This is a genomic window from Edaphobacter acidisoli (genome assembly GCF_014642855.1).
GTDB lineage: Bacteria > Acidobacteriota > Terriglobia > Terriglobales > Acidobacteriaceae > Edaphobacter > Edaphobacter acidisoli.
This window is the reverse complement of sequence record NZ_BMJB01000001.1, coordinates 461,353-484,136: the sequence shown is the minus strand read 5'-3', so window position 1 is coordinate 484,136 and position 22,784 is coordinate 461,353. Positions and strand designations below refer to the sequence as shown.

Genomic DNA, 22,784 nt, shown 5'->3' with positions numbered 1-22,784 from the left:
GGGTTCAGAAGCATTGTCTTGCTCAGCACACTTGTCGGAGTCGCGGCCTTCGCGCAAGATCCCCCGCTCGAACAAGCTCCTCCCTCCGCAAGCAGCCTCCCCCAGCTCGACCCCACACGCGCCGTCGCTGCGCCCCTGATGGAGTCGAGCATCCACAAGCCGCTGCCCGAGGAGTACATCTGGACGCGCGACAACTCCACCGACACGAGCGCCAAAGTCGAATACAAATTCCCCGGCCTGATGGAACAGACCGAGCCGCACTACTTCCGCCACAGCTTTACCGTAACCAGCGTGCCCGCCGAAGCAACGCTTTACATCGCCGGCCCGCGCAGCGTGAAGGTATGGCTCAACGGCAAGCTCGCCGAATCCGTTGAGAGCGACACCTCTTCCCCGCTTGGCATGCACGTCTTTATCACGTCCGTCACAAAATTCCTTGAAGCGGGCGATAACACGATCGCCATCGAAGCTGTGCGCGGGCGCGGCGTCACCGGCTTTGCCAACAGCGCGCTCGTGCGCCAGCAGACCTTCGGCCAGGTGATGGTCGCGAAGATCATCCCGCAAGCGCCCGGCGTCGACGGCCCCGCACTCATGATGAGCGATAAGACCTGGAAGAGCTCTCTCACCGCACCGAACGAATGGAATAGCGCCACCTTCAACGATGCGTCGTGGAGCAAGGTCGTCAGCATCGGAGGCATCGAAAGCTCCGTCGATCTCTTCCAGTGGAACGCCGACGCCGGCCTCTACAACTGGCCCGGCTACGACGGCATCTCGCCCTATCTCGCGCACATGCAAATTCCGGCCAGCGGAATCCTCGCCAAGTACACAGGCCCCGGACGCTTTGTCCACATCAAAGTACTGACGCCCGCCGAGAACCACTCTGCCACCGACAGATTCGAAGTAAAGATGCCCGCATCCACCTGGACCTACGCCGAAGCCCCCAGCGTCTTCCTCGATTTCGGTCGCGAGCTCACCGGTCGCGTTGAGCTCGTCTCCGACAGCGACTCACCCGCGACAGTCACGATCCAGATGGGCGAGTCCGAGTCCGCAGCGTTGAAGTCGCCCTACCTCGGCATCAATCAGTTGACGATCCCGCCACACGGCACCGGCCACGGGCCGAAGTCGGCATTCCGCTACGTGAAGATAACATTCGTCGGCGGCGCCCCGGAGCTGCTCTTCAAGTCCATCCATGTCGATGACATCTACTACCCAGTGAAGTACGAAGGCTCTTTCGAATCGTCTGACCCTCTGCTCAACCGCATCTGGGAGACCGGCGCATACACCGCGCACCTCTGCATGCAGGACGGGATCTGGGACGCCCCCAAGCGCGATCGTGGTCGCTGGATGGGAGACACCGACGTCAGCGGACGCACCATCGAAGACGTCTTCAGCGATCGCTTCCTGATGGAAGACACACTCGACCGCCTCATGGGCCCCGCGCCCGTCGATCAGCACGTCAACGGCATCCCCGGCTACAGCTCCTTCTGGTTCACCGAGGTTGCCGACTACTACCGCCACAGCGGTTCGAAGAAATTCCTCGAACGCGAACACGCACGCATGTTGCAGTTGCTCAGCTACGTCGATAAGGAGTTCGACTCGCGCGGCATCTACGCGAACAAAACCAACGTTTGGCTCTACGTCGACTGGTCGCCTGAATTGAACGGAGACACACCCGAAACGCGCCGCGCCACGACACTCGAGTTCTACCACGCCTATCGCGAAGCATCCTGGCTGTTGCGTCAGCTCGGAGATACGGCCAACGCCGAAAAATATGAGGCACGCGCAGCGACTATCAAAGCTGCATCACAGAAATACCTGCTCGACCCATCAACCGACACCTTCGGCCCACGCTGGCAGACAAACGCCGCTGCCGTCATCAGTGGCGCCGCGAACCCGAGTCAGTACAGCGCCATCTGGAACCACGTGCTCTCGCAAGTCGGGCATGTCAAATACAACGCTTTCATCATCTCGCCCTACTACAACTACTACGTCATCCGCGCGATGGCCGAGATGGGCCACCGCAAAGCCGCACTCGACTGGATTCGCCAGTACTGGGGCGGCATGCTCGACGAAGGCGCAACCAGCTTCTGGGAGGCGTACGACCCAAGCTGGTACAAGGAGGACTTCCATTCGTCACTTCAATCGGACAACCGCTCTGGCTACTTCGTCTCGCTCGCGCACGGATGGTCGAGCGGCCCGACACCATGGCTGATGGAGCAAGTCCTCGGCATCAACCCCACCGGCCCCGGTTTCAGCACGGTCGACATTCGCCCCGACCTCGTCGATCTCGAATGGGCTCGCGGTGATGAGCCCACACCGCACGGCCTACTGAAGGTCGACGCCAGGCACCAAGGTCTCGCCACTGCAATCGCAGTAGACATCCCCGAGGGAGTCGTCGCGCGCGTCTCCGTTCCCGTCACCTCAGCCGCCCAGCACATCATTGTCAACGGCAAGCAGCAAAGCGCGACTTCATCCGAAAACGGCAAGCGTATGATCGTCACGCTGCGCAGTGCAGGACACTACACGCTCGGGACTGAGTAGAGATCGCACAAAACTGGAGAAGCCATGCTTCGTTTGATCGCCCGCTGGAGTTGCGCAGTCTGCATCTTTGCTGGAACCTTGCATCTCTCTGCGCAAGGTAACGAGCCAATCAAGCTCTCCGTTGATTGGCCGGCACATGCGCAGATCATGCGGACCACTCCCACGTTGCAGGTCGTCGTCAATCCCATGCTCCGTCGTGGCACTCCAGTCCACGACGGAGCATTCACCGCCCTCAAAAGCCTCGGCGCCGACTACGTCCGCTACGTCCCCTGGCTTCCCTATCCCAAACTTGCTGTCGCCGAACTCGAGCCTCCAACGAAGGACAAGACTTCATGGGACTTCTCGCTCATCGATCCCATGACACTCGATTTCCTCAACGCAACCGAAGGCCACTCGCGCATCCTGAACTTCAGCACCATCCCCGCATGGCTCTACGTCACACCAAAGCGGATCACATATCCTGGCGATCCCAATCAAGTCGACTGGAACTACACGCAAGGCACAGTCCTCCGCGACCCCTCCTGCAAAGAGCTCGCCGACTACTACGCCCGCCTCGTCTCCTGGTACACACAAGGAGGCTTCACCGACGAGCTCGGCGTCCGCCATACCTCCGGCTACCACTACAAAATCCCTTACTGGGAAGTCTTCAACGAGATCGATATCGAACACCACCCCACGCCTGAGCAGTACACCAGAAGCTACGACGCCATCGTCGGCCGCCTGCACGCGATCAACCCGCAGATGAAGTTCGTCGCGTTAGCGCTCGCATTCCCCGAGCGCAATCCAGAGATGTTCGAGTACTTCCTCAACCATGCCAACCACAAGCCGGGCATCCCGCTCGACATGATCAGCTACCACTTCTATGCAACCCCAACGCCCACCCAGACGGTCAACGACTGGCAATACACCTTCTTCGATCAGGCCCAGCGCCTGCTCGCCGCCACGCGCTACATCGAATCGATCCGCAAACGCCTTTCGCCCGAGACGCGCACGACTATGGACGAGATCGGCTCCATCCTGCCCACTGACTGGCATCCCGACAAACCAAACGAGTCGGGCCCGGCAATTCCACCAATCTACTGGCACACCTCTGGCGCGCTCTACGCCTATGTCTTCATCGAATCCGCAAAGATGGGCATCGACGTCGTCGGCGAATCGCAGCTCGTCGGCTACCCATCACAGTTCCCCAGCGTGACGATGATCGATTGGACAACCGGCAAGCCCAACGCCCGCTTCGAGATACTGCGCCTTATCCTCGACAACGTACACAGCGGAGATCAAATGGCAACCATGCGCTTCTCCGGCGAACAAATCGACGCGCTTGCCCTTCGCGACGCATCCTCCAGCCGCCTCCTGCTGGTCAACAAGCGCAATCGTGAAATCACAATCTCTCTGCCGCAAAAATTTTCCGAGGGCCGTATCTCCACGGTAGACATGGCCACGGACAATGCACCCAATTCAGCAAAACAGTGGCACGGGAGCACCCTGACGCTTGAACCCTTTGCAGTTGTCGTTGTTGAAGCTGCGCGCTAGCCTGATTCTCGGCAAGTGGCAACCCTGATCGATCCCTATCCGTTAGTCCGGTTAGCTGAAAGAGCTATCGCGACGGAGCACAACGATCCGCTGCTTCCGTCGCAAGAGCATCCGCGCCCGCATTCGCAATGACGCTCTTCGCCTCTTCAGGCAGGCTCTTCAGCTCCAAAGAGTTCGGCCCGAAGACCTTTGTCGACCCGGGATTATGCGGCTTCGTGTGCGTGTCATCGCTCCAGTTGTGCGTCATCACCAGGTTTCCGCTCCACGAAGCCCACGCCGAAAGCCAGCGATTTTGATCGTCGTTCTTTTCACCCTTGCTCAGGCTCAGCTTGCTCGTGTTCCAGACAACATTGTCATGCACCGTATAGCCGCGGCTGCGCTCATCGAGATAGATCCCGTTAGCATGACTCGTCCCGCTGAAATCGATATAGTTCGCGCAGACAACCGACCCCGGCGACTGCGACTGCGTGTAAATCGCACCACCATCATGCAGCGCGAGCATGAAATTACTCAGCCTGTTATGAGTAATTCTGATGTTCCGCTGCGTGTCTCCATTACCCTCGTAGTTCCATCCCCATCCAACTGAAATTCCCGTATAGGGCAGGTTCTCTACCGTATTGTGATCGATCGTCAGCCCATCATTGAACCCACCCATGATGCCTACATTGTCGCGATACTCCTGCGCGACGCTATCGATCACATTCCGCTTCACGACATTGCCGGAAGACTTGCCGCGCGGGTCAACTGGAGACGCCGTCGTGTCTCCCACAAACACCGCACCGCCTGAAAGATCGGAAAACGTGCAGCCATTCACCATGCTGTTCCGCGTTCCACCGGCAAGCGCAATGCCCGCCGTCCCCAGCGCTTGAAACACATCGCGGTCAAAAGCAATCTGCGAACCTGCAAGCACCGTCACCGCCGTGGGCATCCTCATCATCCCTTCGCCGTTGTCGGGCAATTTGTCACGCTTCCCCGTCACCAGATAACCAGCCTGTAAACTGACATACCCATCCGGGGTATCAGGGCCACTCCACGTTGTATGCATAAAGACGATTCCATCGAAGCGAACATCATGCACCGGCAGGTCCAATGTTCCCGACATATCCAGCAAAGACTTCGCCACGGGCAACTCAACATCCGCAGACTTCATATCCTCGTCCGCACGCGGCACATAGTAGAGCCGCGACGTTTGTCCATCGAGATAAAACTGTCCCGGCGTGCCCAGCAGTTCATACGCATTCTCGAACCACTCCACGCCCTGGAACGATTTGCCCTTGGGACTCGCATAACTCCAACCGTTCTTCGAGTCGACCACTGTGTTATGCCAGCACGGCTCAGCCATCGTCACCGTCGTGCCCGCAATCGAAGCCACCGGGCAATGAAAGTCCCGCCATCGCGCAGAGATCACAGCAACAAGCTCCTGCGGCCTGCGAAACGACGCAAGCCGAGCGTCCACGCCAGTCAACCCCTCCGGCGTATATCTGCACTGGCTCGGGCTCTTGCAACCATACCCGCGCGCGCGAACAGCACGCTTGCCATCGACAAACATCTGCAGCGACTGCGTGCCTGCGGGCACAGCCGCGCTCCACAAATTCATCTTGCGATTCACCAGCTTCCAGCGGCGTACACGAAGCGCACCATCCAGCACTGCCCCGTGCTCCGTAGCTGCGCGCCAGACAATCACATGCCCATTGCGCCCTGAGTCACGCGCATCCAGAACAAGCGGTGCGCTCATGCGATAAGTCCCATCCAGAAGTGTGATCGCAATATCGCCCTTCATCGCAGGAGCCAGCGAGCGCACGCGCTCCTGCGCAGTCTGCAACGTACAAGGACGACGATGCGTACATGCCTCGCCCTTTCCATTCGGCGTAACAAACAACTGCGCCTGCATGCTCGCATCATCGCTGCTTCCTGCGGCATCAATTCGTGCAAACGCAGCAGCGCACGAGCACAACAACACCACCGTCAAAAACCAAGCAGTCAGACGAGCGCCACACTCCACTAAAACTCCGCATCGCTTCAAGGTGAACACTCCTGTCGCCAAAATCTACCTCCGTTTGCTCAACCTGAAATCAGGCGGCCATGCCTCTCAAAAAAATCTTCTACCGAAGCTGCCATTTCTTGGCAGCCCCGGTAGAAGAGGAAGAGAAATCGAACGCGGCGCGGCCAGCAATTAGAACTGGAATCTGGCCGTCAGCTGCATCTGTCTTGGCGCGTTGTGAGAGAGGGTTGAATCAACAATTCCTATCGTGGTATCGGGATTGTTGAGCCCAGGTTCGTTGAGCACATTGAAGAAATCTGCATTCAACTGAAGCGCTGTCCTCTCCGTAATCTTGAACGACTTGAAGACCGAAGCATCCATCGTCCAGTTGAACGGACCAAGCTGATACCGGTGAAGCAACGGATTGATACCCGGGGCATAGCTGATCGTTACCGACTTTCCATTATTCAAAGGACCGTAGACAATCGGTGCACCCGGCGGTGGCGTGCCACCGAAGAAGACGTCGTTCGTCTCGCGGTATACGTGATAAGGATCGCAACCCTGCGGAGTGTTTGGTCCCGTGCACGCGACGCTTCCACCCGCCGGCGTGGGGAAGAACGGCGTGTTGTAGGGCGTATAGCCTGCCGGAACTCCTTCCACACCATTTGACTGATTGACCAGGTCTGCCCGGATGTAGCCGTTGTACCAGAGGTAGCCGGGCTTGCATGTGCCACTGCGGCAATCGCTGATCTTGTGCTTCTTATAGAGATGCATCGTCGTCGGCTGGTAAAGACTCGTTGTTGGCTGCCAGAACTGGCTGGCCAGCGAGCCTGTGCTGCTGAGTTGCCATCCGCCAACCAGTTCATCGACAAACCGGTTTGAGCTTCCGAGGAACTTCTTTCCTCTGCCGAAGGGCAGCTCCATCAGCCAGTTCCAGCGGATCTGATGCTGCGGCGCAGCAACCGTGTCACGGAAGTAGTTCTGGTAGCGGTTCGACGCGTTCACATCCGACGGCACAGCACCGGGAGCAAACACAGACTGGTTTTCGTAGTAGCTGTCTCTCCATCCATTGCCTCCCTCGCGGAATGCATTGGAGAGCACATAAAACACCTGGAATCCATAGCCGTTCTTATGCAGCCTTTGCAGTTCCAGCTGAATGGAGTTGTCGTTGGAATACCCTGTCTTACGCTGCTGCTCGATAAAGCCGTAGGGCAGGTTGGGATACTGGTTCATGGCAACCGGCGCTTGCGGGCCAGTGGGCGTTGGAGAATTCGTACGCACATACCAGACGTAAGTGCCGGGTGCGGTATCGAAGTCCCAGTACTGTTCGAGGTTGGTACCATGCACACCGATATAGCTGGCCCGGAAGACGATGCTCTGCGGAAGTCCCTGCTCGATCGTAAAGTTCCACTGATTGACGAAGGTGGAAGGATAATGCGGATCGAGCGAAGAGACGCCGGTCGAACCCAGCGGAAACGCCTTGGGGCTGCTGGTATTGATGATGTTCGAGCTGTTCTGCCCTGCAACTACGGTCGGCACCGTACGGAGAAGATAGTTGACCGAACCATCCTGCGTCGTATCCGTATAGCTGAGCGGATAGGTCGCGGTGAACGGCGGGTTGGCGCGCGTCTCTGCGTAGAAGTTGCGGACAGGCGGAGCATAAACATACGTGCCGTATCCTCCACGCAGTACCGTCGGACGGTTGCCGGAGATCATCTGATACGCAGCTCCAAAACGCGGGGCAATGTCATGATAGTTGCCATACACGAGGCTTGGAGGCAGGCCTGCCTGTTGAGCCGTCTCAAACGAGACGCCTGTAGCCTCCAGAGCATTGATGATTCCAGGATTCGTGCGCCCGAGCTTGTAGAGAGCATCGAGCGACTGTCCTGTAACAATGGCGCCGGTCTTGAAGTCATAGCCACCGAAGAGGCCATCATGCTCATGAAATGCGGGATGGATCTCCCAGCGAATGCCCAGGTTGAGGGTCAGCTTTGGAGTGACTTTGAAGTCATCCTGAAAGTAGCCCGCGATCTCCTGGCCGCGGAAGTGGTACCACTGCGGATTCTGCACCACGGAGTAGCTTGACGCGTAGCCAAGAAAGAAGTCCGCAGCAGAGTGGCCGGACGTCGAATACTTGGAGAGCGAACTCCCGGAGGCAGGATTGTACATGCCGGTTGCCAGCGCGCTCGAAAAGCTCACGTTGGTCGCGGGCGGGTTTGCATCGGGCAAAATCCAGATCCTGTCATGCCGATAGCGTCCGCCAAACTGAAGCGTATGGCGTCCGCGAATGAGGGTGAGGTTCTCATCCAGGTTGGTAATCTCCTGCGAGTTCTTGCGAACGCCGCCGGGACCAAAGCCGTAAGGCAAAAAGCCGGGGTAGGCTACAACTGGAAATCCGGGCATCCCCAGAGGATTCGGCAGGCCGAACTGATCGGAATAGTCGACATTGGAGTGCAACCCGCCTTCAACCAGGTCCGACTCGTAGTCTTGAGAAAGAACCGTCTCACTGAAGAACGTCGGCGAAAAAATGTGATTGAACGAAAACGCGCCGCTGTCTGTGTAGGTGGGTGTGTATTGCAGGTTCGCGGACCCATCCGTGGCCGGTGGCCCGTAGTTATTCGAGAGCCACGCATAGGGCTGCGAGTATCCGTGAGTAAACCGGAAATACCCGTTATTCGTCTCGTTGAAGTGCTGATCGAGCCGAACCGTCAGGGTCCGCTCACTGTCGTTATTGGGAGCGGGGCCATACCAGTTGGCGGCAACCGAAGGATTGACGTTCGGCAATGTAGCATGCGGCATGATCGCGAAGATCTTCTGGGCCAAAGGAGAAAGCCGGCTCGTTGGAATCTTATTGTTGGGGAAAGCCTGGCGGCAGTATAGATTGGTGTCGATGACGCCCGTGGGCTCAGCGCAGGCGGTGCTGGACGCCGTGGTCAAAGGATCATAGAGCGTCAGTGCCTGGCTGGAGCTGTTTGTCAGCGCACTAAAGTCGCCTCCGCGCATCGCATCCGTCGGCACCGAATACGTCTTGGTCGTCTGGTTCCTCAGCTCAAGCCCCTCGTATGCCACAAAGAAGAAGGACTTATCTCGACCGTTATAGAGATGGGGAATCCAGATCGGTCCACCCAGGCTGGCTCCGAACTCATTGCGAATCAGCTTAGGTGCCTTCACGCCGACAGGGTCCTGCCGCTGTCTCGCAATGCCAAAGCTGTTATTGCGGTTCGTCTCAAACACCGATCCGTGAAACGCATTCGTACCTGCCTTCGTGGTCAGAATCGCGCTCGCCGGCCGATTGAATTTGGCAGACGAATTGGATGTTTCTACTTTGACCTCCTGGATGGAATCCGGGTCCGGCATCTTGTAGTTGGCGCCGCCAAAATCTTCGTTCGCCAATACCGCGCCGTCCTGAATGTATTCAAAGGCGGCCGTGTTCATGCCATTTACATATCCGCCATTCACGCCGGGCGTCGTGATGCCCACCAGATTGGTAACGCTGCGTCCGTTCTCAGGAAGGTCCGCAATGCGTTGACGGTCCAGCGTATTGCCCACGGTCTGATTGGTCGTATTGACCAACGGTGTCACATCTCCTGCCACCGTCACCTGCTCGTTGACGCCTGCAATGGTCAACGTCACGTCCACCACCGAGGTCTGGCCGGCGCGCAGCAGAAGAGTTCCTTCCCACGGATTGAATCCCTTGAAGTCCACCGCGACCTTGTAATTGCCAAACGACAATGCCGGCGTCGTATAAATGCCCGCGCTGTTCGTGACGAGGCTCGTCACCGTGCCCTTCCCTGTATCGGTAATCGTCACTTTGGCGCCCGGAACGATAGCGCCGCTACTGTCATGCACCGTTCCCTGAATACGGCTCGACCCCGACTGTGCCCATGCCGAGACGCCGCAGGCCATAAAAGCCGCGCTTAATACTAAAAGCAGAAAACTTCGAATTCTTTTCATCGATTGCCTCCTATGGTGAATCGCATTCCGACCCCTGGTTTTGAAAACGTAGAATTCCCGGGGCCTGGAACTCCTATCCAGACCGAAACAACAACACATGAACAAAGCTACGTTCACATATTGTTCATAGCTAGTATTTATGGAATGTGTTATCACCCGCCAACAAAAGATGTCAACAATAAAAATCAAACGAAATAAAATGCAACGGATTACACGCAATGCATCTCATGTTATCGCCTGAGGCATCAATACATAGATGCCATAAAGAAAAAGAAGCCTGGGGTCATTTAAACCACCTATATCGCGCTTACCTGTTCCATTTTGTTGCTGCTTCAGCAGCAAAGCCGCAAAACGTCGTCGGCCAGAGCATCCACCCGCTCCACCGTCGAGTCCCACGAGAACATGAACCTCGCGCCGCCGCCAATGAAGGTATAAAACCTCCATCCCGCGGCGCGCAGCAGCTCCAGCTTCTCTGCCGGGGCCTTCAAAAACACTGCATTCGCCTCCACAGGAAACAGCAGCTCAATTCCCTGCACGCCCTCCAGACGCGTCGCCAGGTGCCGCGCACACCTATTCGCATGACGCGCATTGCGCAGCCACGCTCCGCTCTCCAGCATCCCCACCCACGGCGCCGCAAGAAAGCGCATCTTCGACGCAAGCTGTCCTGCCTGCTTGCATCGATAATCAAAATCCGCAGCCAGCTCTTTATTGAAGAAGATCACCGCCTCACCCACCGCCATTCCGTTCTTCGTCCCGCCAAAACACAAAACATTCACGCCGGCCTTCCACGTCAGCTCCGCAGGCGAGCGCTCAAGCGACGCGCACGCATTGGCAAACCGCGCGCCGTCCATGTGCAGCAGCAACCCAAGCTCACGCGATGTCTCAGCCAGCGCCTCTAACTCGGCCACGGTATAGACCCGCCCCGTCTCCGTGCTCTGCGAAATCGTCGCCACCCTCATCCGCGGAAAGTGAATATCGCTTCGCCGCAGCGCCAGTTCCCTCAGGGCCTCCGGAGCAATCTTGCCATCCGCGCTCGGCAGCGTCAGCAGCTTTGATCCATTCGAGAAAAACTCCGGCGCGCCGCACTCATCCGTCTCCACATGAGAGCTGGCCGCGCAGATCACACCGTGGTACGACTGGCACAGCGCACTCAGCGCCAGCGAGTTCGCGGCCGTCCCATTGAATGCGAAGAACACCTCACAATCCGTCTCAAAGAGATCGCGAAAGAGCTCCGAAGCCCGCGCCGTCCAGGCGTCGTCTCCGTAAGGCAGCGCATGGCCCGTGTTCGCCTCGCGCATCGCCTCCCACGCCTCCGGGCAAATCCCGGAGTAATTGTCACTCGCGCACTGCTGCTCCATATCATTCGCAACCATATCGTCCGCCCCTCAGCTTATTGTCATTATTTGTTTCTTTATATTACGAATCAATGATACGATTCCACTCACACGGAATTCTGCGAAGAGAGGCAGCATTGGTTCTGCCGTTCCATCGAAGCCACTTCAGCCCTTCGACAATCCCCGCGGAAAAGAAACAATACGAAAGGAATACTACGTGAGATCCCAGCCAACCGGCATCGCCATCCAATGGAGCCGCCCGCTCGCCCTCGCGCTGTTCATCGCCTTCACCGGCATCGCTTCGCACGCACAGGAACAGGAGCCCGGCAAAACCGTCGCTACGGTACACGGAGACCACTACTCACTCGCCAACCGCGCCCTCAGCGCCGAATGGGCCATATCGAGCGGCCACATCGAAGGCCTCACATTCACCGACAAGCTCCACGCCCGCACCGTCAAGCTTCCCGCTCCCTTCGCCATTCTGCTCAAAGATGGCTCCGTCTACACCGCAACCGACTTCCACACCGACGGCAAGCCCGAGCGCAAAGACCTCACCGCCGACACCTCCGCCTCGCGCTACTCCGACCGCGTCCCCGGCGTCGAGTTCGACGTCCCGCTCACCAACGCCGACGGCTCCCTCCACGCCACCTGGACCGCCGTCCTGCGCGACGGCTCGAACTACTTCCGCCAGGTCCTCACCCTCACGGCAGGCTCCAGCGACGTAGCCATCACCCGCGTACAACTCGTCGACGTCACCCTCCCCGGCGCCGAAGTCGACGGCTCCGTCAAAGGCTCACCCATCGTCGCCGGCGACCTCTTCCTCGGCTTCGAGCATCCGATCTCGGAGAGCAAGGTCACCTTCAACCGCGCCACCGCCTATATTGACCGCGATCTCCCGCTTAAAGCCACGCAGTCCGCGACGTACTCGTCCGTCATCGGCGTCACGCGCACCGGCCAGCTCCGCCGCGACTTCCTCCGCTACATCGAGCGCGAGCGCGCGCACCCGTACCGCACCTTCCTGCACTACAACTCCTGGTACGATCTCGGCTACTTCAATCCCTACGACGAAGCCGACGCACTCGACCGCATCAACTTCTTCGGCCGCGAGCTGCACGACAAGCGCGGCGTCACCCTCGACAGCTTCCTCTTCGACGACGGCTGGGACAATCACAACTCGCTCTGGGACTTCAACAAAGGTTTCCCCGACGGCTTCACCAACGTCCGCAAGGCCGCCGAAAAATACGGCGCCGACCCCGGCGTCTGGATGTCGCCCTGGGGCGGCTACTCCAAGCCCAAGCAGGAGCGCATCGCCTACGGCAAATCGCAGGGCTATGAGATCGTCGACAACGGCTACGCCCTCTCCGGGCCGAAGTACTACGACCGCTTCCAGCAAGTCTGCCTCGACATGATTAAGAAGTACGGCATCAACCAGTTCAAGTTCGACGGCACGGGCAACGCCGACTCCGTCTTCAAGGGCAGCGCCTTCGACAGCGACTTCGCCGCCGCCATCCATCTCATCGGCGTCCTGCGTCAGGCCAAGCCCGACATCTACATCAACCTCACCACCGGCACTTATCCGTCGCCCTTCTGGCTCATGACCGCCGACTCCATCTGGCGCGGCGGCTACGACGACAACGTCGCCGGCGTCGGCCCCTACCGCGAGCGCTGGATCACCTATCGCGACGCCGACACCTACGACGAAATCGTCAAAGGCGGCCCACTCTATCCGCTCAACTCGCTCATGCTCCACGGCATCATCTACGCGCAGCGCCACAAGCACCTCAACGCCGACCCCTCCAACGACTTCCGCAACGAGGTCCGCGACTACTTCGGCACCGGCACGCAGCTGCAGGAGATGTACATCACCCCATCACTCCTCACCCAGCAAAACTGGGACGACCTCGCCGAAGCCGCCAAGTGGTCGCGCTCCAACGCCGACGTCCTCAAGGACACGCACTGGGTAGGCGGCGACCCCGCATGGCTCGAAGTCTACGGCTGGGCCTCATGGTCGCCGAAGAAAGCCATCCTCACCCTGCGCAACCCAAGCGACAAGCCGCAAACCATCTCAATCGACCCCGAAAAAGTCTTCGAGCTGCCTGAAGGCGCAGCCCGCACCTTCTCCGCCCACAGCCCATGGAAGAGCGACGCATCCGAGCCCGCAATCACGCTCCACGCAGGCACACCGCACACCTTCCACCTCGCGCCGTTCGAAGTCCTGACCCTCGACGCAACGCCACGTTAAACCAGCCTTATCATCGGATGCCCCACTCATGCCGCAGCCTTATCGGCATGAGTGGGGCATTCGAGCGAAGCTCGAACCGTTTTCCTGCTGAATCCACCCCACCCCGCTATCATCAAATCATCATGCTGCTCGAACCGGCCCGGCGCAAAGGCCGCCAATACCTCAATCCTGTGCCCACCAACGTCGGTGGACCTTCCGTGATCTTCAAAGTGGGGCCGCGTTTTCTCTTCGGAACAAACGGCCGCCAGCCCAGCAAGCCGCTCGGCCCATTCCACACCGACGCAGCCATCTACGCCACCCAGCCGCGCTCCGGCCTGCGCATCACCTGGATGGGCCACTCCACCTCGCTCATCGAGATCGACGGCGCCCGCATCCTCATCGACCCCGTATGGGACGAGCGCGCCGCTCCCACCAACTGGGCCGGCCCCAAACGCTTCTTCGCGCCGCCGCTCGCACTGAGCGATCTCCCGCCACTCGATGCCGTCATCGTCTCGCACGACCACTACGATCATCTCGGCGAACGCACTATCCGCGCGCTCTCGCAGCATCCTGCAACCGAAAACGCACAATGGATCACCTCACTCGGAGTAGGCGCACTGCTCCAGCAGTTCGGCGTCCCCGCCGCTCGCTGCCTCGAACTCAACTGGATGGATCGAACACAAATCGGGGCCGTCGAAATAACGGCCCTCCCCTCGCGCCACTTCTCCGGCCGCAGCCTCTTCAACCGCTTCGAAACGCTCTGGTCATCCTTCGCACTCATCGGCCCCAATCACCGCATCTACTACGGAGCCGACTCCGGCGAGTGGCCGGGCTTCCACGAGATCGGCCAACGCTTCGGCCCCTTCGACCTCACCATGCTCGAAATCGGCGCGTCCGATCCCTTGTGGGCAGACATCCACATGGGTCCCGAAGGCGCCGCGCGCAGCTTTCGCGCTCTCGGCGGCCACGGCCTCCTCATGCCCATCCACTGGGGACTCTTCAATCTCGCGCTGCACCCATGGACGCAGCCCATCGAAACAATCTCATCCGCCGCAGACCTGAAGCTCTGGTCGCCAACCCCAGGCACTCCCTCCGACGTCATCGCGAACGAAGAGCTGCGCTCCGCGTGGTGGCGCCCCATCACCTCATAGGCACTCAGCTCGTCAGCCGGTCCGCCGAGATCGGCGACATCTGCCACACCGACAACCCCGCCAACCCCGCACCCTTCCATCGCAGCCGCAGATCGCGTCCTTTGCCCGCATAGTAAAACCGCTTCGTCCACGCCACCTGGCGATTCACCATCGTCTCTATCACCGACCCATCAATATAAAGATGAAACTCCAGGTTCTCCCGCGCCTCCAGATGCAAAGGAACCGGACGCCCATCCACCAACACCTGGTCCTGATGGGCCGGATCAAACCCCAGAGTCAGCCACGGCGACGCATCATCCCCCATCAAAGTCAGTTCAAACGCAGCAGCTCTCTCCGCCGTACAAAGAATCTCGCCACAGCAAGCCTCCACACGAAGCGCATCAACCTGCCGCCTGTTCGCCTCTGCATCTCCCGAAATCTTTAAAGCCTGCTCACGGCCGCGAAGCTGATGCACCGCCGGAGCGACGCTCAAACGCAGCCGCCCATCCTCACTCAGCGAGAGCACACGCGGCAGCGACATCATCCCCGCCCATCCCGCAGCCTTGTACTCCTCAAGCGGCCGCGCCTCCTGAATCCATCCCCACAGAATCCGATTCCCTGCCTTGTCCAGCTGCGTCTTCGGCGCATAGTACGAACCATAATCCAGAATGCCCGACTGCTCCGGAGCAAACGTCATCTTCTCCGCATCCAGCCTGCCGCTCTGCCAGTACGACCTCCCTCCCGTCGAAAACATCAGCACATGCCTGTCGCCCAGCGGAAAAAACTCCGGACACTCCCACACGTCCCACGGATCAAACGGGCCGAACTGCGCCAACCCGCTCCGGTCGCGCCGCGCAAGCACATGCATGTACTCCCACGCGCGCAGGTCCTTCGACCGATACAGCAAAACCGCGCCGCCCTCATTCGCCACACCCGAGCCCAGCACCGTATACCACCACTCACCCTGCCGCCACGGCGAAGGATCGCGAAACCCATTCACCTGCATCCCGCTCGGAGGCGCAGCAATCACCGGCGCAGACACCTTCGTCCAGCTCGTCAACGCAGCATCGTTCGCAATCGCCAGGCACTGCGACTCCTGAAGCGGAGGATTCGCATCCTTGATCGTCGCCAACTCACGCGAAGCAGCACGCACGCCGGTATACATCAGCATCACGCGCCCATCCTGAACGACAGCCGTACCGGTAAAGCAGCCCTCCGCATCCGGCCCGCCCGGCGTCGGAGACAAAGCCACTGGAAGCTGACGCCAGTGAACCATGTCCGCACTCACTGCATGTCCCCAGTGCATGTCGCCCCAGTAAGCGCCCTCGGGGTTGTACTGATAGAACATGTGGTAGCTGCCGTTCCAATAAATCGGCCCATTCGGATCGTTCATCCAATTGGCACGCGGCAGCAGATGATACTGCGGACGAAGCGGGTCGGCAGCGATCGTCGCAGAAGACACCACAGCAGCGTCAGCAGAAAAAGCCAGCGCCGGCGTAGCGCCGGCCGCAGTCAGCAAAGCAAGAAATTCACGACGACTCGTCACTCAGCGCGCTCCACCATCGAAAAAAGATTCGAGCCATTCTCCCACGTCAGAATCAGCTTGAGCCTTGCGGCATACAAAAACCTGTCAAGCCCCCAAACCGCTTAACTGATTCCACCCAAACAACTTCCGCGTGGCGGTTTAGTTTCTCAAAACTGCTAGACTTTAAATAGGAGCAAACAAAAGCCCCGGGGCAAAGTACCCCAGGGCTTACTCATTTTAAATGAAGACTTTAGTACTTAAGTACGGCTAGGGGGTACTTCGGCTAGAACGTCACCACCCGCGTCAGGTTCAGCGGCTCATCCGGATTCAGCCCCTTGGCCAACCCAACGTAGCTCCCCAGCAACTGCCCCCAGACCACGTACGCAACCAGCAGCGACAGCGCAGGCTGACGCGAGTCCAGCTCGATCAGCAGATCCGCTGCAGCATGCGCCTCGGGAGTAGCCCGGTTCACCACCGCAATCGTCGAAGCGCCCAGCTCCTTCATCTCGCTCAGCACCTTCGTCTCCTGCGCCGCACTCGAATCCGCAATCAGTCCGATGACCAGCGCCCGGTCATCGATGATCGACTTCGGCCCATGCCGGAACTCGAGCGTATGGAAGAACTGCGCATAGCTCGACGAAGACTCCATCACCTTCAGCGCAACCTCTGAAGCAATGGGATACAGCGCGCCCTGTCCCAACACCGCCACATCCGCAAACGGCCGCTTTGCAAACAACTCAAGCTGCGGCCCGTACTTTTTCAGCAGAGGTTCCACGGCCGCCGGAATCCGGTCCAGCGCAGCCAGAAAATCCGTCTTGCCTGCCAGCTTCGCCGCCATAAACTGCATCGCCATCAGCATGGATGTGAAGGAGCTGGTCATTACCGTACTCTCTTCCTTCACCGGAAGCTGCAACACGCGACCTGTGCTCTCGGCCAGCTCATTGCCATCGCAGGTCAGCGCCAGGAATTCAACACCCTTCTTGGTCAACACCTCAGCCGCAGCAAGGATCTCCGACGTGTACCCAGACCGCGAGATCAGCACAGGAAAGACCCCGCTCGTCACGGGCAACGACAATTCGAGATGCAGCAGCAGCTCGGAAGCGGGCAGCGCACGCGCTTCCCTTCCCGTCAGCAGCGTAAAGCTCGCCGCCGCAGCCTGGGCAAGATAGTAGCTCGTTCCGCAGCCGATGAAGATCCACTCCGTGTGCTCCGGTTCACGCCCCTTTGCCAGCGCACCGATGTCACACGTGTGAAGCAGTTGAAGACACTCCGTCCAAACTGCCGGCTGCGCGTAGATCTCCTGCAAAGTCTTTCCGCTCGCGTTCAAGATAAGGCTCCTTGGAGGGATAGGACGTAAGCCAGCCAACCCTCAGTCAGACAAATAATAGCACACTAAAAGAAATATAAAGAAAGTATTTGTTGTTCCCATAAATTCATCTCTTCAAAACAAAAAAGACGAGACGGAACGCCTCGTCTTTTTCATCCAGACACAGTCACCGATGAATCAAACCGACGAATCAATGCGTCGCAGCAGCAGCGTTCACCAACTTTTGCAATGGATCAAGCACCACGAAGTCCGTCAATCCAACGTGCTTCTTGTCATTCTCCAGCGTCTGCGTGCTGCTTGCAGCCCATCCGGAAGGCGCAGCGCGCTGACTGGAGAGATACAACAACGCATCGAGACCGATGTGACCGAGTTCCGGCAACTGCTCGATGCGCGGTCGAGTATCGCTCAGCAGCGGCGAACGCGAGGCCATCTCATCCAGACCAGGCTGTGCTGCAACCCAGCTTTGGAAGAGCGCAGTTAGCTGGCTGCGGTTCTTCTCATAGTGCGGAGCATCGGCAAGCAACTCGTCCACCATCAGCTCCAGTTCGTGCCGCAGCGGAGGATCGGGACGCAGCGAGTCGATCAGATGGTCCATCGGAGTCAATTGCGTCGTATGCTGCTCACGATACCGCACGCCGAAGCCAACCGGTTCCAGCGTTGCCGCCAGCGTTCCCAGCGCGCCAACATTCTCGCTACCGGCAAGCTGCCGCAAACCTGCCTCCGGCCCGGAGATATGCGTCAACCCAGCCGCTTCAAGCCGCAACGACATCACCGCGAGTCTGCGGTACATGTCGTTCACATCGGTCACGCTCGCCGGCGACCAGAACCGCTCCGCAATCGCTGCCGCACGCGGCCAGATACGCGAGTCGATCGTGCGCGGAACGATATGCTCGCCCCACATGCAGGCCTCGCCGCCCAGAACGAGATTCACCTGCTCCGGCGTAAGCTGCTCCTTTGCCGAGATCGGATCGGCCAGGTACATCTGCGCTGCGGGCTGGTCCAACTGGTCCAGGTAGTAAGGAGCGGACAAAATTCCCTGGTTTCCCTGCCGCGCCGCATCGGCAAGATAGTGCGTGCCGCGCCATGACTGCACAACGACATCCTTCGGCAGATTGGGCTGAAGCACCTCGTCCCAACCCACCATGTGCTTGTGGTGCTTTTCAAGAATCTTCTCGACTCGCTGACTGAAGTAGGTCTGCAGCGCCTGCGTCGTCGCAATATGGTGTTCCTTCATGAACTCCTGGATTCGAGGATTGGCCTTCCATTGCTTGCCATTGCTCTCGTCGCCGCCGACGTGCATGTAAGCATCTGGAAACAGTGCAGCCATCTCGCCAACAAACTCATCAATGAACTTGTACGTCGACTCGCGCGTCGGATCGAACGCGGCATCGTGCACACCAAACGTTCTCTGGATCTCATAAGGTCCCGGAGCGCTTCCCAGCTCCGGATAACCGACAAGCCAACTCGTCGTATGTCCTGGCATGTCGAACTCAGGCACCACGCGAATGCCACGGTCAGCCGCATATTGGATGACCTCTTTTACCTGCGCCTGCGTGTAGTACTCACCGTTCGATCCCATCTCCTGCAGTTTGGGAAACACGCGGCTCTCAATGCGAAAGCCCTGGTCCTCCGTCAGATGCCAGTGGAAGACATTCATCTTCACCGCAGCCATTCCATCAAGCGTGCGCTCGATCACGGAAACAGGCTCGAAGTGACGTCCGCTGTCGATCATCAATCCGCGCCAACGAAAGCGTGGCTTGTCGTGGATATCGACGCCAGGAACGACGAAGCCTGTTGCACCGTTTGCCTGCACCAGCTGCAGAAAGGTCTGCATTCCGCGCATTGCGCCTACAACCGTGTTCGCTTCGAGCGTCGCATGGTCGTTCGTCACGGTCAGTGTGTACGACTCATCCTCGTCGAGCGACGGCACAGCATCGCCTTCCGCCTTCACTCGAATCACAAGGCTCGCCGAGCTGCCATCTTTGAGAATTGGCAGATGGCGCGGCACTCCGGCGATCTGCGAGAGCCGCTCCAGCATTCGGTCTGTCGCGGCGTCGAGCCGCGTATCGCGATAGCCAACGCTCGCAACAGAGAATGCGCTGTCGACATTCATGCAACCAGGAGCAGTTGCAAGCTGCGCTGGTTGGGGCATCAGAGTATTCACAAAGGGCACATTAGAGCAGGACTGAGCCAGCACCGCATTTGTCATCAGAAAGGCCGCCGAAAGAGCGATAGCCCACGTTACGAACCGTCCAGCCGCACGTGCAGACTGTGCGACGCCATTTCTGCTGCCCAATAAAAAACTCACTCGCATTTCCTCCGTTACCGTCTTGCTCGCCTTTCGGCGATGATTCAACCTGCGGATGGTTAGCATAGTAAACGTAAGTCGAGGAAAATTGAAAACGATACCCCTGTATTGGCAATTTTCCAACGATTGAATACTTATAATTTTCACCTAACCGGTTTATCAGGATCAGAATTTATAAGCCGAAAACATAAGTGTAGACAAAAAACATAACTTCTCTCTCGCCCAACCTGCACCAAATGTGAAATTATCGTCGTGATCTCAGTTCGGAGAAGTTTGGAGAATTAATGCCTGGCTACATTCCTGCCTCTAGTGCTGCCCCCCGTTCTACGGGCATCAACACCGGATACACCCGTTTCCTGCTTCTGGTCGCTGGACTCGGTGGACTGCTCTATGGCGTGGATGTAGGCATCATTGGCGGCGCGCTTCCCTATCTTGAAGCGACTTCGGGACTGAGCGCAGGTCAACTTTCGATCATCGTAGCGGCGGTGTTGCTGGGTAGCGTCTTCTCTACGCTCTTCGCTGGAATGCTCGCCGACTGGATGGGCCGCCGCCCGCTGATGATCGTCAGCGGCGTAGCCTTCGTGCTGAGTATTCCTATCATCGCTCTCTCACATGGCTATGAGCCGCTGTTCTGGGGAAGATTGCTGCAAGGGGCAAGCGGCGGATTCATCGGCATCGTCGTTCCGCTCTATCTTGCCGAGTGTCTTCCTGCCTCGGACCGCGGTAAGGGCACTGCGGCATTTCAGTGGATGCTTACGCTTGGCATCGTTGCTGCCGCGTTGATCGGCATCTACTACAGCTATCGAGTGGAGGCAGTAGCGCGTGCATCGAGCGCAGCCGCTCTCTTCGCCTTCAAAGATCAGGCATGGCGACGCATCTTCTGGGTCTCGCTACCCCCGGGACTTCTCTTTGTGCTGGGCAGCTTCTTCGTCACCGAATCGCCACGCTGGCTCTTTCAGAGAAATCGCACCGATGCAGCAAAAGCCGCGCTGCTACGTTCACGCACAGAAGACCAGGCAGCCCTTGAACTCGAGGAGATGCATGCCGTCGCCGCGGAGAAGACGCGAACCACCACTGGCGGCAAGACATCGGACCGTCTGCTGCAACGGAAGTATGTCGTCCCATTCATCCTCGCGTGCGTGATCCTTTTCTGTAATACAGCCACAGGCATCAACTCCATCATCGGCTACAACACGAGCATTCTGTTGCAGAGTGGACTCTCCGACCTGGCCGCGCACTGGGGCTACGTCATCTTCACCATCGTCAATTTCCTCTCGGTCATGGTGGGTATGATGCTGGTCGATCGTGTGGGCCGTAAAATCCTGCTCACCATCGGAACATCGGGCATCATCGTCGTTCTCGTGGCTGTGGGCCTGCTCTTCCGCACAACTGAGAAGCTGAACGTGGACCGCGCCAGTGAGATACAAACACTCGTCACTCCAGACCAGACGCTGAACTATCGATTCACGCAGACCGAGGCACAGCGGCTGACCGGACAGCAGAGCACCAAGCCTGCATCGCTGGTCATTGTTTATTCCTGTGGCGACTTCACCTCTGCGACGAACTTCGTCCGGTCGGACAGTGAGGCGGCGCCGCTCACTATCTCGCGCTCCGACTGTCTCCCAACCAGCCGCTTCGACGCCTTCCTCAAAAACCCCTTGGGCAACTACGACGCCGCCCGCACCGCGCCGCTCAAAATCGACCATGCACAGATCGGCTTCCTGCCTTCGGTGCAATACGGCTGGACTATCGCTATCGGTCTTTATCTCTTCGTCGCATTCTTCGCCTTTGGCCCCAGTGTTTGCGTATGGATTGCACTCTCTGAACTGATGCCCACCCGTATCCGCTCCAATGGTATGAGCATCGCGCTGGTCATCAACCAGCTTGTCTCGACCATCCTCGCAGCCATCTTCCTGCCATTTGTGAGCAAGTACGGATACTCCAGCATGTTTTTCGTCTTTGCCGCATTCACCGTCATCTATTTCTGTACTGCCGTGTTTTTCCTTCCCGAAACTAAAGGGAAGACCCTCGAAGAGATCGAGCAACTCTTCGAACACGGTAAAAAAGCAGCACATTTGCATCCATCCCTCTGATAATGTGGTCGTACCATGAGAAAGCGCAGACAAGCACGTAGCATTCAGGCCGAATCCGCCACTGACAACAACAGCAAGATGCTGATTGGCGAGCGTCGCCAGCACATCCTGTCACTCGTCCAACGCGACGGACGAGTACTCGTCACAGAGCTGTCCGAGTCGCTCGGCATCTCGCCGATTACCATCCGCAAGGATCTTGACTATCTGGAAGCGCGCGGCCAGGTGCAGCGCACGCATGGCGGCGCACTTTCGCCGCAGGGCAGTACACTGCTCGATCCCACGCTCAAGGAAAAGGAGCACCACCAGATCCGCGAGAAGCAGCGTATCGCCGCAGCTGCGGCAAAGCTGGTGCAGAACGGCCAGTGCATCCTGCTCGACTCCGGAACCACTGTGACGGCAGTGGCCCGTGCGCTGCGGCAGTTTTCTCACCTCACCATCGTCACCAATGCGGTGAACATCGCGGCTGAGCTGAGCGATACGGACTTTGAGATTGTGCTGACTGGCGGAACACTGCGTAAGAACTCCTTCTCGCTCGTCGGCCCCATGGCAGAAGACATGCTCTCGCAGATTCGTGCCGACATCCTCTTTCTGGCTGTCGATGGCTTCGACCCAAAGATCGGCATCACGACACCGAACGTTCTTGAGTCGCGCGTCAACCGTGCCATGGTCAACGCATCGCGCAAAGTTGTGGCCGTCTGCGACTCAACTAAATTCAGCCGATCGAGCATGGCACTCATTGTCCCGCCAGCTTCAATCCATGCTGTCATTACGGACGATCAGATTCCAGACACGGCCGCAGAGGCTCTGCGTAATGCTGGCGTCGAAGTCATCATCGCGTAG

General features: G+C 58.5%; 12 protein-coding genes. 6 read left to right on the top strand and 6 right to left on the bottom strand.

Annotated elements, in window-relative coordinates; translation table 11 throughout:
- The first annotated feature begins 18 nt into the window (after window positions 1–18).
- Together IEX36_RS01795 and IEX36_RS01790 are read left to right on the top strand one after the other, a co-directional pair.
- Window positions 19–2,538, top strand: a complete 2,520-nt coding sequence (locus IEX36_RS01795; protein WP_229668632.1) for an alpha-L-rhamnosidase-related protein — start codon at window positions 19–21, stop codon at window positions 2,536–2,538.
- 24 nt (window positions 2,539–2,562) lie between these two features.
- Window positions 2,563–4,071 carry a glycosyl hydrolase family 39 gene (locus IEX36_RS01790; protein ID WP_188757642.1) on the top strand — a complete coding sequence of 503 codons (1,509 nt, stop codon included), beginning with the start codon at window positions 2,563–2,565 and terminating at the stop codon, window positions 4,069–4,071.
- Between the two features lie 64 nt (window positions 4,072–4,135).
- Here IEX36_RS01790 and IEX36_RS01785 read toward each other — a convergent pair whose 3' ends face one another.
- The 3 genes from IEX36_RS01785 to IEX36_RS01775 form a co-directional block, all read right to left on the bottom strand.
- Window positions 4,136–6,115 (bottom strand): right-handed parallel beta-helix repeat-containing protein, encoded by a 1,980-nt coding sequence (locus IEX36_RS01785; protein ID WP_188757641.1) that lies wholly within the window; start codon window positions 6,113–6,115, stop codon window positions 4,136–4,138.
- 129 nt (window positions 6,116–6,244) lie between these two features.
- Complete coding sequence (locus IEX36_RS01780) at window positions 6,245–10,006, bottom strand: TonB-dependent receptor (protein WP_188757640.1); 3,762 nt, start codon at window positions 10,004–10,006, stop codon at window positions 6,245–6,247.
- A 332-nt stretch (window positions 10,007–10,338) separates the two neighbouring features.
- Window positions 10,339–11,379, bottom strand: coding sequence for a threonine aldolase family protein (locus tag IEX36_RS01775; protein ID WP_188757639.1), 1,041 nt, complete (start codon window positions 11,377–11,379; stop codon window positions 10,339–10,341).
- A gap of 178 nt (window positions 11,380–11,557) precedes the next feature.
- Between IEX36_RS01775 and IEX36_RS01770 the strand changes: the two genes are divergently transcribed.
- Together IEX36_RS01770 and IEX36_RS01765 are read left to right on the top strand one after the other, a co-directional pair.
- The gene (locus IEX36_RS01770) at window positions 11,558–13,582 is read left to right on the top strand and encodes an alpha-amylase family protein (protein ID WP_188757638.1); all 2,025 of its coding nucleotides are present in this window, start codon (window positions 11,558–11,560) and stop codon (window positions 13,580–13,582) included.
- A 47-nt stretch (window positions 13,583–13,629) separates the two neighbouring features.
- On the top strand, window positions 13,630–14,712 hold the full coding sequence (locus IEX36_RS01765) for an MBL fold metallo-hydrolase (RefSeq protein ID WP_229668631.1): 1,083 nt from the start codon (window positions 13,630–13,632) through the stop codon (window positions 14,710–14,712).
- 4 nt (window positions 14,713–14,716) lie between these two features.
- Here the strand turns inward: IEX36_RS01765 and IEX36_RS01760 are convergent, their stop codons facing one another.
- The 3 genes from IEX36_RS01760 to IEX36_RS01750 form a co-directional block, all read right to left on the bottom strand.
- On the bottom strand, window positions 14,717–16,237 hold the full coding sequence (locus IEX36_RS01760) for a glycoside hydrolase family 32 protein (protein WP_188757637.1): 1,521 nt from the start codon (window positions 16,235–16,237) through the stop codon (window positions 14,717–14,719).
- A 262-nt stretch (window positions 16,238–16,499) separates the two neighbouring features.
- A complete protein-coding gene (locus IEX36_RS01755; RefSeq protein WP_188757636.1) occupies window positions 16,500–17,543 on the bottom strand; it encodes an SIS domain-containing protein in 1,044 nt (347 codons plus the stop codon).
- A gap of 190 nt (window positions 17,544–17,733) precedes the next feature.
- On the bottom strand, window positions 17,734–19,851 hold the full coding sequence (locus tag IEX36_RS01750; RefSeq protein ID WP_229668630.1) for a beta-N-acetylhexosaminidase: 2,118 nt from the start codon (window positions 19,849–19,851) through the stop codon (window positions 17,734–17,736).
- 284 nt (window positions 19,852–20,135) lie between these two features.
- Between IEX36_RS01750 and IEX36_RS01745 the strand changes: the two genes are divergently transcribed.
- Both IEX36_RS01745 and agaR read left to right on the top strand, forming a co-directional pair.
- On the top strand, window positions 20,136–21,944 hold the full coding sequence (locus IEX36_RS01745) for an MFS transporter (RefSeq protein WP_188757635.1): 1,809 nt from the start codon (window positions 20,136–20,138) through the stop codon (window positions 21,942–21,944).
- A 15-nt stretch (window positions 21,945–21,959) separates the two neighbouring features.
- The gene (gene agaR / locus IEX36_RS01740) at window positions 21,960–22,784 is read left to right on the top strand and encodes a transcriptional repressor AgaR (RefSeq protein WP_229668629.1); all 825 of its coding nucleotides are present in this window, start codon (window positions 21,960–21,962) and stop codon (window positions 22,782–22,784) included.